General features: G+C 64.8%; 13 protein-coding genes. 6 read left to right on the top strand and 7 right to left on the bottom strand.

All coding sequences use genetic code 11. The annotated features are described in order from the left end of the window. On the bottom strand, positions 1 to 477 hold a 477-nt coding region (locus ACH107_RS10945; RefSeq protein WP_412505896.1), incomplete at its 3' end, for a Y-family DNA polymerase. Positions 478 to 692: 215 nt separating this feature from the next. Here ACH107_RS10945 and ACH107_RS10940 point away from each other — a divergent pair. Continuing rightward, positions 693 to 1805 (top strand): S-(hydroxymethyl)glutathione dehydrogenase/class III alcohol dehydrogenase, encoded by a 1113-nt coding sequence (locus tag ACH107_RS10940; RefSeq protein ID WP_412505895.1) that lies wholly within the window; start codon positions 693 to 695, stop codon positions 1803 to 1805. 37 nt (positions 1806 to 1842) lie between these two features. Here the strand turns inward: ACH107_RS10940 and ACH107_RS10935 are convergent, their stop codons facing one another. Beyond that, a complete protein-coding gene (locus ACH107_RS10935) occupies positions 1843 to 2286 on the bottom strand; it encodes an Lrp/AsnC family transcriptional regulator (RefSeq protein WP_412505894.1) in 444 nt (147 codons plus the stop codon). 82 nt (positions 2287 to 2368) lie between these two features. Between ACH107_RS10935 and ACH107_RS10930 the strand changes: the two genes are divergently transcribed. Further along, a complete protein-coding gene (locus tag ACH107_RS10930) occupies positions 2369 to 2968 on the top strand; it encodes a LysE family translocator (RefSeq protein WP_412505893.1) in 600 nt (199 codons plus the stop codon). 24 nt (positions 2969 to 2992) lie between these two features. On the opposite strand, the gene dddP is transcribed toward ACH107_RS10930, so the two are convergent. The 5 genes from dddP to era form a co-directional block, all read right to left on the bottom strand. After that, complete coding sequence (dddP, locus tag ACH107_RS10925; protein WP_412505892.1) at positions 2993 to 4333, bottom strand: dimethylsulfonioproprionate lyase DddP; 1341 nt, start codon at positions 4331 to 4333, stop codon at positions 2993 to 2995. A gap of 404 nt (positions 4334 to 4737) precedes the next feature. Continuing rightward, positions 4738 to 5478, bottom strand: a complete 741-nt coding sequence (gene recO / locus ACH107_RS10920; protein ID WP_412505891.1) for a DNA repair protein RecO — start codon at positions 5476 to 5478, stop codon at positions 4738 to 4740. A gap of 86 nt (positions 5479 to 5564) precedes the next feature. Further along, positions 5565 to 6089: a universal stress protein gene (locus tag ACH107_RS10915; RefSeq protein WP_412505890.1), complete on the bottom strand. Its 525-nt coding sequence runs from the start codon at positions 6087 to 6089 to the stop codon at positions 5565 to 5567. A 104-nt stretch (positions 6090 to 6193) separates the two neighbouring features. Next, on the bottom strand, positions 6194 to 6529 hold the full coding sequence (locus ACH107_RS10910) for a DUF1491 family protein (protein WP_412505889.1): 336 nt from the start codon (positions 6527 to 6529) through the stop codon (positions 6194 to 6196). Further along, positions 6526 to 7434 carry a GTPase Era gene (gene era, locus ACH107_RS10905; RefSeq protein ID WP_412505888.1) on the bottom strand — a complete coding sequence of 303 codons (909 nt, stop codon included), beginning with the start codon at positions 7432 to 7434 and terminating at the stop codon, positions 6526 to 6528. The genes ACH107_RS10910 and era overlap by 4 nt, the downstream gene beginning before the upstream one ends. Positions 7435 to 7765: 331 nt before the next feature. On the opposite strand from era, the gene ACH107_RS10900 reads away from it, so the two are divergent. The 4 genes from ACH107_RS10900 to ACH107_RS10885 are packed head-to-tail and all read left to right on the top strand — an operon-like array spanning position 7766 to position 11679. Beyond that, positions 7766 to 8731: a metal ABC transporter solute-binding protein, Zn/Mn family gene (locus ACH107_RS10900; RefSeq protein WP_412505887.1), complete on the top strand. Its 966-nt coding sequence runs from the start codon at positions 7766 to 7768 to the stop codon at positions 8729 to 8731. A 13-nt stretch (positions 8732 to 8744) separates the two neighbouring features. Continuing rightward, the gene (locus ACH107_RS10895) at positions 8745 to 9539 is read left to right on the top strand and encodes a metal ABC transporter ATP-binding protein (protein ID WP_412505886.1); all 795 of its coding nucleotides are present in this window, start codon (positions 8745 to 8747) and stop codon (positions 9537 to 9539) included. Positions 9540 to 9541: 2 nt separating this feature from the next. After that, positions 9542 to 10741, top strand: coding sequence for a metal ABC transporter permease (locus tag ACH107_RS10890; protein WP_412505897.1), 1200 nt, complete (start codon positions 9542 to 9544; stop codon positions 10739 to 10741). Then, complete coding sequence (locus ACH107_RS10885; RefSeq protein ID WP_412505885.1) at positions 10738 to 11679, top strand: metal ABC transporter permease; 942 nt, start codon at positions 10738 to 10740, stop codon at positions 11677 to 11679. The genes ACH107_RS10890 and ACH107_RS10885 overlap by 4 nt, the downstream gene beginning before the upstream one ends. The last annotated feature ends 66 nt before the right edge of the window (positions 11680 to 11745 follow it).

Here is an 11745-nt window from a genome sequence, read left to right as displayed (position 1 = left end):
GACCCCGGCATAGCGCGCCAGGGCCCACGCGGCGCCCTGCGTGTCTGCCAGCCCGCCGCGTGCGGCCAGCCCGAGATCCGCCGCGCCCTCGATGACCGCCGCCATCAACTCGGCCTCCCCGCCGAACAGGTGGGCGCACCCTGTAATGTCCAGCATCAGCGAATCCGGGGCCTGCGTCGCCACCCATGGCGAGAACCTGTCCGCCCACCGGGCCAGCGCGGCAAGGAAGGCCGCCTCGGCCTGCTCGTGGCGTGTGCGCGTGACAAGTTCGGAGCAGATGGCGCAGGCATCGCGCAAGGGCATGCCCGCGCGCAGCCCCGCGCTTTCCGCGAGCGCCGAAACCGAGGTCAGAACCTGCGCGCGCCCCTCGTGGCCGACCACCGCGAGCGGCCTTTCCTGCGTCTCGCCCATGCGGCGTTGCAGGCGGTCGGCCCCGAGGCGCGGAAACCAGACAGACAGGATGCGACGAGCCGGCATGAGGATACGATGTTCGTGGTTTGTTCACGTCCGGTTTCTAGTCCGCCCGGACAGGCGAGTCGAGTCCGCGGCCATCTGGGTGCGACAAACGGCACGGGCTTTGCGGCACGGCGCTCGTCAAACCGTCGCGCTTGCGGCAGCAGGTGTCGCGGACATGTTGAAAAGAGACGACCTTTCGCCCAGACTTTCCCGAAACAAGCAAAGAGGACAGCATCATGCGCACGACTGCCGCCGTGGCCCTGGAGGCCGGAAAACCCATGGAAGTCATGGAAGTGAACCTCGACGGCCCCAAGGAGGGCGAGGTTCTGGTCGAAATCAAGGCGACCGGGCTGTGTCATACCGATGACTTCACCCTGTCGGGGGGCGATCCGGAGGGGCAGTTCCCCGCCATCCTCGGCCACGAGGGCGCGGGCGTGGTCGTCGAGGTGGGTCCCGGCGTCACCTCGCTGGAACCCGGTGACCACGTCATCCCGCTCTACACCCCGGAATGCCGTGAATGCGACTACTGCCTCAACCCCAAGACCAACCTGTGCCAGGCCGTCCGCGCCACGCAGGGGCAGGGCGTCATGCCCGACGGCACGTCGCGCTTTTCGATGCTCGATGGCACGCCGATCCTGCATTACATGGGCTGTTCGACCTTCTCGAACCACACCGTCCTGCCCGAGATCGCGCTCGCCAAGGTGCGCAAGGACGCGCCGTTCGACAAGATCTGCTATATCGGCTGCGGTGTCACCACGGGCATCGGCGCGGTGATCAACACCGCCCAGGTCGAGATCGGCAGCCGCTGCGTTGTCTTCGGGCTGGGTGGTATCGGGCTCAACGTCATCCAAGGCCTGCGACTGGCAGGTGCCGACCAGATCGTCGGCGTCGATCTCAATCCCGACAAGGCGCAGATGGCGCGGACGTTCGGCATGACCGATTTCGTCAACCCCAACGACGTGGACGGCAACCTTGTCGCACATCTTGTCGAATTGACCGGCGGCGGGGGCGATTACACCTTCGACGCGACAGGCAACGTGCAGGTGATGCGCGATGCGCTCGAATGCGCGCACAAGGGCTGGGGAGAATCGATCATAATCGGCGTGGCGCCCGCGGGCGCCGAGATTTCCACCCGCCCCTTCCAGCTGGTTACAGGGCGCACGTGGAAAGGCACCGCCTTCGGCGGCGCCCGCGGGCGCACCGACGTGCCCAAGATCGTCGACTGGTACATGCAGGGCAAGATCGACATCGACCCGATGATCACCCATACGCTGAAGCTGGACGAGATCAACAAGGGCTTCGACATGATGCATGCCGGCGAAAGCATCCGCTCCGTCGTCGTCTACTGATCACTGCCGTCGGGGCGCGCCGCCCGCGCGCGCCCCGTCACGCCCGTTCGTCCTTGGGTGATCCCATCACCACGTAGGACGTGATCGCGTTGACCTGCGGCAACGTGCCGATCACGTCGGTATGGAACGCCTTGTAGCTCGGCAGGTCCGCTACCTCGATCCGCAAGAGATATTCCACCGACCCGGTGATGTTGTGGCACTCCACGACCTCGGGCGCGGCCGCCATGGCGCATTCGAACGCCTCTTGGCTGGCCTTGCTGTGCGAGTTCAGACCGACCGTCGCATACGCAACGAACCCCGTGCCGAGCGCGGCCCGGTCCAGCACGGCGCGATAGCCCCGGATCACGCCGCGACGTTCAAGGGCGGCCACCCGCCGCAAGCAGGCCGAGGGCGACAGGCCGACCCGCTCGGCCAGGTCAAGGTTGCTGATCCGCCCGTCACATGTCAGGGCGTGCAATATCTGTTCGTCCTTGTCATCCATTGACGTCAATAATTGCATTATTTCAACGATCGAGCAAAACAAAGAAATCCGAATGTGTCATGATTGGCATAGGATTGCGGGCATGACACTCGAACTCCTCACCGCGCTTGTCGCGTTCGCCTTCGTCACGGTCCTCACGCCGGGGCCCAACAACCTGATGCTCATGGCGTCGGGCGCCAATTTCGGGTTTCGCCGGACGGTGCCCCACATGCTGGGCATCGCATTGGGGTTTCCGGCGATGGTGTTTCTGGTGGGGGTCGGCGTCATGCAGTTGTTCGACATGTGGCCGCTCGGTTACACCGTGCTCAAGGCGCTCAGCGTGGGCTACCTGCTTTATCTCGCGTGGAAAATCGCCAACGCCGCCCCGCCCGCGGAAACGGGCGCGGAGGGGCGGCCGCTGACCTTCCTGCAATCGGCGGCGTTCCAATGGGTGAACCCCAAGGCATGGTCCATGGCGCTGTCGGCCATCACCCTTTACGCCGCAAGCCGCAACCTGACAGCCGTCCTGTGGGTGGCCGGTGTCTATGTGCTGGTATCGGTCGTAAGCACGACGGGCTGGACGGTGCTGGGACAGCAATTGCGCCGGCTGCTCAAAAGCCCGCGGCGGCTGCGCGTCTTCAACCGGGTGATGGCGGGCTTGCTGGTTGCCACGTTGATCCCCGTCCTCTGGCCGTCCGCCTGAAACGGCCATGCCGCCCGGGCGGGGTCACTCCCCCATCAACGCCGGATCGAACGGGTATTTCGTCAGGTTTTCGTGCCCGTCCTCCGTGATCAGCACCTGGTCTTCCAGCTTGATCGAGAAATCGCCGCCGACTTCGCCCACCAGCGCCTCCACGCACAGAACCATGCCGGGCTCCAAAGGGTAATCATAGGCACCCTCGACGGCCCGGTCCGGATAGGCGACGAGGGGCCATTCATCGCACAGGCCGACACCGTGCATCAGGCAGCCGTATTTCTGGGCCTGGTATTTCTCGTCCAGAACGTGGGTGTTGGCCGACAGTTCAGGGATCGTGACGCCGGGTTTCAGCATCTCCATGTTCGTCCGGACATGTTCGACCGCGTGCTGCATCGCGTAGATCATGTCGGGCCGCGGCTTGCGATCGCCGATCCACCAACTGCGCGATATGTCCACGCAGATCCCGTAACTTCCGACGAGGTCGGTGTCGAAGCTGATGATCTCGTTCATCCGCGTGATGCGCGGCCCGCATTCCTGGAACCATGGGTTCGTGCGCGGGCCGGATGTGAGCAGGCGGGTTTCGATCCATTCGCCGCCGCGCCTGATGTTCTCGGCATGCAGTACCGCCCAGATGTCATCCTCGCTGGTCTGCCCTGACGGCACGCTCGCCCGGGCGAACGCCTCCATCGCGGCTACCGACGCCTCGCACGCATGTGAGGCGCAGCGCATCGCCCGCATCTCCTCGGGGCCCTTGACCGACCGCGCCTTCTCGGTCACTTCCTCGCCCTCCTTGATCTCGAGGCCCTGCGCCTCCAGCGCGCGCAGGCCGTGGAGCATCGGCTTGTCCACGGCCAGCCGCTTGTTGCCCGGCGCGTGGTCCGCCAGCAACAGCCGCACCTCGTTCGAAAAGGCGTCGGCGGCAATGTCGATCTTGTCGCCGCGGTCGAAATAGAAAAGGTCCGCACCCGACCGTTGCTCGCGCACCAGCGGGTTGAAGGTCGAAAGGAAGGGGGAGTTCTTGTAATCCCAGATCACCATGTAGCCGTCGGCACATAACAGCACGGCGCGGAACGGGTTGTGCGTGTTCCACAGCTGCATGTTGGTGCTGTCGGTGGCGTAACGGATGTTGAGCGGGTCGAACAGCAGCAGCCCGGCGTAATCACGTGCCACGACATGCCGCGCAAGGCGCGCCCACCGATAGCGGCGCATCTCCGGCAGGTCCGGCAATTCGAGTCCGGCGGCCGCCCATTCCCGAAAGGCCAGCCGGGTCGGCCCGATCTCGATCCGGTCAGCGTCGTTCGGGGTGTTGTCCCCGAGCGTTGCGCCGCGTGTCGGGTCGATCTTGCGGGCGTCGCGGTAGTGTGTGTTCACTCGCGGTCCCTCCTTCCGATCAGCGTGCTTGGCGGGCGGTGCCGCGGCTTGCCGGTTTGCGACATTGTGCCATGTCGCATTCGGTGCCTTCGCCGTTTCGATCGGCCATGGCACCGTCCCTGAGGGTCCCGCGGATGCTCGGCCCGGGGACGGCCGAGCATGGTGCATAGGCCCGATCGAACGGCTGAAAGCGGGAATACGCGTTTTTTGCGACCGTCGCCTGTCGAAGGCGGGGGTAAGGCGGCTGATCCGGGCACCATGGCACGCCACGCTGACCAGTGCGGGTGTCACGCGGATGTCATGCAGAAGCTGTATTTTCGCAGATATATGAAGGCCCCACCATTTGCATGACCAAGCATGGGCGGCCCCGGTGGCCGCCCGTTTCAATCTGGCAGTCCGATCGGTCAGTCCGTTTTCGCCATGTTCTTGCGGAATTCACCGATGAACCGTTCGCGGGCATCCGGCAGGGGCTTGTTGCCCAGTTGCGGGGCGAGGTGATGGCGCAGGAAATGCCCCGTCACACGGAATGCCTCGGCGACTTCCGTGTCCGGGGCCGGGCCATGGCCCAGCAGGCACGGCGGCAATGGCAGCAGCCTGTCAGCCCATTCCCCCGCGCCGGCGCGTGAAACGGCCCGGCCCGTTCGCGGCGACACGTAGCTGAGGTCGTTTGCATTGGTGCCTTTCACCGCACAGGCAGACAGGTCGAGCCCGAAACCCATCTCCTCCAGCAGTGTCATTTCCCAGTGCAGGTAGGCCAGCGCCCAGATGTCGTTCTGCCCCATGAGGTCCAGCAGGCGTTCGGTTTCGTCATAAAGGCGCAAATGCTGTTCGCGCTCGGGCAGGGAGAACAGCAAAAGGGACGTCACCGCGTTGAGCCCCGCCAGCGCAAGACGGTTCCCCATAAGCCCCCCGGCACGGGCCCGCGTCGGTTCGACGGTGAATGTGCCGATATGTTCCTCGAGTCGGGCGCGCCACGTCACATCGAGCTGCGCACCGGGCTGCAGGACAGGGGCCATGCGGCGCGAGGCCCCCCCGCGCACCACACCTGCATGACGCCCGCGCGCGGGCGTCAGGACCTCGATTATCGCCGCGCTTTCACCATGTGCGCGCGCGGACAGCATGATCCCCCTGTCACGCCATTCCATCGCGCTGATCCTTCCCGTGCGTCATGGGGCGCATGGGATACCAGATCGTTGCGTTTGCCAAGAGGGCCGGACGGGCCGCCCACCGATCAGCGGACCGAGATCACCGTGCAATCGGCATGGCTGATGACCTTTTGCGCCACACTCCCGACCAGGGCGGTCTTGAGACGGCCAAGCCCCCGGTGGCCGATCACGATGGCATCGGCGCCGGCATCCTTTGCCATGTCGATGATCGCATCGGCTGCATCGCCCTGCGATGTCCGCGTCTTGTCCACCTTGGCGCCGAGTTCCTTTGCCCTGTCGGCGGCGCGGCTCACGATCTCGTCGCCGATCACGGTGATCAGCCGCACGGCATCGTCGCCCGGGCGGGTATCCTTGAACAGGCCGATCATGGAGTCGGGGACATTCGGAAAGTCGACGCCGGATTCCTTGCGTGCCTGCCTGACCATGTGCTCGACATCGGCCATGCGCGCCAGTTCCTCGGCAGGGCGCCCGAATTGCAGGACATGACCCACGGTCAGCGGAATGTTCAGCGCCGCTGACAGGGCCGCGGCTTCGTCGATCGCCCGTCCGGCGGCATCCGACCCGTCTGTCGCCACGAAAATATGTTTCATTCTCAGATCACTCCCTTGTTCGCGCGTCTGCTGACCGTGCAGACTGCCGTACAGGATATTAACACATGAAAGCGATCGCGTTGACCTGCGTCAAACGCGGGCGGTCAATCCGCAAGCCCCGGTTCTTCCAGCAAATGACGCCCCTGCCTGTCCTCGACCTCGATGATCCACAGGTCGGGATCGAGGGCGCGCTGGCGCGTCATCACCGCGTCCACCGTCGCCTCCGGCCCCTCGGCCAGCACCATCCATTGCCGGGCGCCGCTCAGCAGGTCCACCGACCGCTGGAATGCCATTGCATTGCCGTCAAGCGTGTTGAGCTTGACCAGCACGGCACCGGCCGTTTCGTCTCCCCTTGCCACGACGAAAGCGGGTATGTCGTTGAGTCTCAGGCGCGTCAGATAAGCCTGAACCCACAGGCCGGACGCCAGCCGGGCGGTCATCCGCCACCATCCGAGAAATCGAGGCCCATGGCCGAGTATCGTTCTGATTCCTCCAGCCATCCGGGCCGGACCTTGACCTGGAGGAAAAGGTGAACCTTGCGCTCCAGCATCTTTTCAAGGTCGGCCCGCGCCTGTTTGCCGACGGCCTTGACCGTCTCGCCGCTTCGCCCCAGCACGATACCCTTGTGGCCTTCCCGCGCGACATAGATCACCTGATCGACCCGCGCGGAGCCGTCGTTGCGCTCCTCCCAGTTTTCCGTCTCGACCGTCAATTGATATGGCAGTTCTTGGTGCAGCCTGAGCGTCAGCTTCTCGCGCGTGATCTCGGCGGCGATCATGCGCATGGGCAGGTCCGCGATCTGGTCCTCGGGATACAGCCACGGCCCCTCGGGAACAGACCGTGCCAGCCAATCGCGCAGGTCCGCCACGCCGTACCCCTTTTCAGCCGAGATCATGAACGTCTCGGTGAAATCGAACCGGTCGTTGAGTTCCTTGGTCAATGCCAGCAGGTTTTCGGATTTCACGCGGTCGATCTTGTTGATGGCCAGCGCAACGGGCCGGTCTCCGGCGATCTCGGCCAGCGTTTCGAGAATCCGCGCGACGCCCTCGGTCACGCCCCTGTGCGCCTCGACAAGCAGTATGATCACGTCCGCATCCGCCGCGCCGCCCCACGCGGCGGCGACCATCGCGCGATCAAGGCGCCGGCGCGGCGCGAAAAGACCGGGCGTGTCGACGAAGATCAACTGGCTTTCATTCTCGATTGCCACGCCGCGGATCCGGGCGCGGGTCGTCTGGACCTTGTGGGTGACAATGCTGACCTTGCTGCCCACCATGCGGTTCAGCAGCGTGGACTTGCCCGCGTTGGGCTCTCCGATCAGGGCGATGAAGCCTGCGCGTGTGGTCATGTGGGAATCCCGTTCTGAAGTGGGGCGGGTGTATCCCATTCTGCTGGGCGGCACCAGACGCCGCGGCGCGGCGGCCATGCGAAGATTGCGTTCTGTGCCGGCCATGGTGCGGCGTTTCCGGACCACCGCGTTGCCGACGCGAAGCCGACGGTGAACAGACCGGCCGAATACCGGGTCCAGCCATGCCCGTGCCGGTCTGCGCCCCGGGGTGATCCTCTCAACGGTCAGTCCATTATCGAATCGAAAATGCGACTTATTCGCAATTGCATTGACTTGCCGCGCCGACACCTACATAACCGTTGGCAAACACATCCACATTGCGGGAACTCTTATGCCGATCACACGCCGAAACTTTCTGCGTTTCTCCTCTGCCCTCGCGGTCCTCGGGGCCGGGCCGGGACACGCCGGCGCGACTCGCCTCGACGTGGTGGCAAGCACGGGCATGATAGCCGACGCCGTCCGCAGCGTGGGCGGCGACGCGGTGACGGTGACGGCGCTGATGGGCCCTGGGGTCGATCCGCATTCCTATCGGCAGACCCGCAGTGACATCGTGGCACTGACGCGATCCGACCTTGTTTTGTGGCACGGGCTCTATCTCGAAGCGCAATTGGAGGAGTTCCTGCGGAAACTCGCAAAGCGCAAACACGTCGTTGCCGTGGGCGAAAGCGTGCCCGAGGCCGAACTCATCGCGCACGAGGAGTATGACGGCCGGTTCGACCCGCATGTCTGGATGGTGCCGGCGCTCTGGCTTCATGTCGTGCGCGCCGTCGAAACGGCCCTGCGGGAGGCCGACCCGCAGAACGCGGATTTATTTGCCGCCAATGCCGAAGCGCACCGTGCGGAGATAGACCGCCTTGCCGATTATGCGAAAGCGTCGCTTTCAACGGTGCCCGAGGCATCGCGCGTGTTGCTGACGGCGCATGATGCGTTCGGCTATTTCGGACGCTCCTACGATTTCGACGTGGTGGGAATTCAGGGGATATCGACCGAATCCGAAGCGGGGCTCAACCGGATCGGGGCGTTGGTGGACATGCTTGTCGAGCGCGACATTCGCGCCGTTTTCGTCGAAAGCTCGGTATCTGATCGAAACGTGCGTGCCTTGGTCGAGGGCGCGGCGGCGCGGGGGCACGAGGTTGATATCGGGGGTGAGCTGTTCTCGGATGCGATGGGTGAACCCGGCACGTACGAGGGCAGCTACACAGGAATGATTGATCACAACGTGACGACCATCGCGGCGGCGCTCGGCGGGCATGTTCCGGAGCGGGGCATGCAGGGCCGGCTTGCGGCGGGAAGCTGAGGGAGAGCCGTCGATGCAACTTGAGCTCGCCACCCGGCAGGGTATGCCCACGCAGCATGATAACCTGAGCCAGAGCCCGCTTGCCATCCGCGGCCTTACCGTGTCCTACGGTGAGAAGCCGGCCGTTTTTTCTGTGAACGCAACCTTTGTTTCCGGCGCGATGACGGCCATTATCGGCCCCAACGGGGCAGGCAAGTCGACGTTGCTGAAGGCGGCACTCGGCATCGTCAAACCGTTGTCCGGCCGGGTGACGTGCTGGGGCGTTCCCTTGTCGAAACAGCGGCACCTGATCGCCTACGTGCCGCAGCGCGCCAGCGTGGACTGGGATTTTCCGACGAGGGTGATAGACGTTGTCCTCATGGGCCTGTACCGCGAACTGGGCTGGTTGCGCCGGGTGCGCACCCGGCATCTCGAGGCCGCGATGACCTGCCTTGGGCGTGTCGGGATGGAAGGTTTCGCGGACCGGCAGATCGGGCAGCTTTCGGGCGGGCAGCAACAGCGCGTGTTCCTCGCGCGCGCCTTGGCCCAGAACGCCGAGCTCTACCTGCTCGACGAGCCGTTCGCCGGCGTGGACGCCGCCACCGAGACAGCGATCATCGCGGTGCTGAAAGACCTCAAGGCACAGGGAAAAAGTATCGTTGCAGTGCATCACGACCTGACAACGGTGCCGGACTATTTCGACAACGCCTTCCTGATCAATACGCGCGCGATCGCCGAGGGCCCCGTGGCGCAAACCTTCACCGACAAGGCCTTGCAGGAAGCCTATGGCGGACGCTTGGCGACGGCCCAGATCGGCGTGGCCGGGTGACCATGCTGCTTGACGCGCTGACGCTACAGCTTGGCTACAATGCCGCGCTCGTTGCTGTTGGCGCCGGTTTGCTTGGCATGGCGGCCGGCGCCACCGGGACATTCCTGTTCCTTGGCAGGCGGGCACTCGTCAGTGACGCGATAAGTCATGCCACGCTGCCCGGGGTCGGGCTGGCATTCATGGTAATGGTCTGGCTGGGCGGTGACGGCAGGGCGCTGCCCGGGCTTCTGTTGGGCTCAGCGTTGTCCGCATGGGCGGGGCTGCTTTGCGTCAGCGCACTGACGCGCCACACGCGCCTCGGCGAGGACGCCGCGATCGGCGCTGTGCTGTCGGTTTTCTTCGGTTTCGGGATCGTCCTGCTCACGGTGATCCAGTCGATGAGTGCGGGCCGGCAGGCCGGACTCGAGACTTTTCTTCTTGGCGCCACCGCGGGAATGCTCTGGAACGACGCCGTCATCATCGCGGTCGGCGGGGGCTTGGTGTTGGCGCTCGTGATATTGCTGCGGCGCCCGATGGCTCTCGTCGCCTTCGATCCCGAATTCGCGGCCGGCAGTGGAGTGCGCGTGCACCGTATGGAACTGGCCATGATGGCGCTTGCAATGGCTGTCACGGTTGTCGGGCTCAAGATCGTGGGGCTGATCCTGATCGTCGCGCTGTTGATCATCCCGCCCGTGGCGGCGCGTTTCTGGACCGAGCGGGTGGGTGCCGTCGTCCTGATTGCGGGCACAATCGGTGGCGCCTCGGGCTATATAGGCGCGGCGGTTTCCGCAACGGCGCCGGATCTTCCGACAGGGCCCATAATCGTGCTCGTGGCTTTCGCATTGTTCCTTGTTTCCCTGCTCGTGGCCCCTGTTCGCGGCCTGTTGGCGGCATGGTTGCGCCACCGCCGGTTCCAGACACGCGTCCATCTGCGGCAGGGATTGCTGGCGCTGTCCCAAGGACAACCGATTTACGAACCGCTGACGCTTCGGTTGCTCGGGCGGGCCGGATATGTTCGCGCCGACGGTGTGGCCACCGCCTCGGGACGTGCACAGGCGGCGAGGGCGCGCCTGGACGAAAGGCGGTGGCAATTGCTGCGCAGCGACGTTGCCCACGAGGCCGCGGCGGCGCGGTACGATGGCCTGACGCCGCTCGAAACCGTGCTGACTCCCGATCAAATCTCGGAACTGGACCGCCAGCTTGGGCCGGAGGCCGCAACATGATCGGTACTGAATTCGTGTCCCTTTCGCTGCCGCCGCTGCTGATCGGCACTTTCGCGGCCGTTGCCTGTGCCTTGCCCGGAAACTTTCTCTTGCTGCGGCGTCAGGCGTTGATCGGGGATGCTATCAGCCACGTCGTTCTGCCGGGGATCGTTGTCGCATTCCTGGTGACAGGGCTGGTCGCGGCCATCCCGATGATGCTCGGCGCCGCCGCCGCCGCGCTTGTCGCCGTGGCCCTGATCGAGATCGTTCGCCGGCTTGGCCGGATCGACCCTGGCGCGGCAATGGGTGTCGTGTTTACCGCGATGTTCGCGGGTGGTGTCCTTCTGCTGGAACAATCGGATACCTCCGACGTGCATCTTGACGTGCAGCACGCGCTTTACGGCAATCTTGAAAGCCTGATATGGCTCGACGGTTTCGGGTGGGCGTCGCTGCTGGATTGGCAGCACCTGCAAGGCCTTCCGCCGGAACTTCCTCGAATGGCGCTGACGCTTGTTTGCGTTTCCCTGTTCACGGTCGTGTTCTGGCGTCCTCTGAAACTGGCGACGTTCGATGAGGGGTTCGCTCGAACACAGGGCATATCCACCGGCTGGCTCGGCATGGCGCTTGTCGGCGTCGCTGCCGTTGCCGCGGTCGCGGCATTCGACGCGGTTGGCTCGATCATCGTGATCGCCATGTTCATTTGCCCCCCTGCTGCGGCCCGGATGATGACCAACCGGCTTGAAACCCAGATCGGGTGGTCGATTGCGTTTGCGATACTGTCCGCCATTTCGGGGTATGTTCTGGCAGGATACGCGCCGCTCTGGCTGGGTTATGCGAACGCCGTCAGCGCAGCCGGCATGATCGCGACCGTTTCGGGGGTGATCCTTGCCGTTACGGCGATTGCCGGACCATGTCGCAGGCGGGCCGGCATGCCGGCGGATGCCGATCGACAGTCTTGACGGCGCGGCGTGTACACGGGATGTGCCGGGCGTAATCGCTTGACCGCCGTGAGGGCTCGGGGCATC

It is taken from the genome of Roseovarius halophilus (ex Wu et al. 2025) (assembly GCF_047086965.1).
This window is presented reverse-complemented; position numbering and strand designations above follow the sequence as displayed.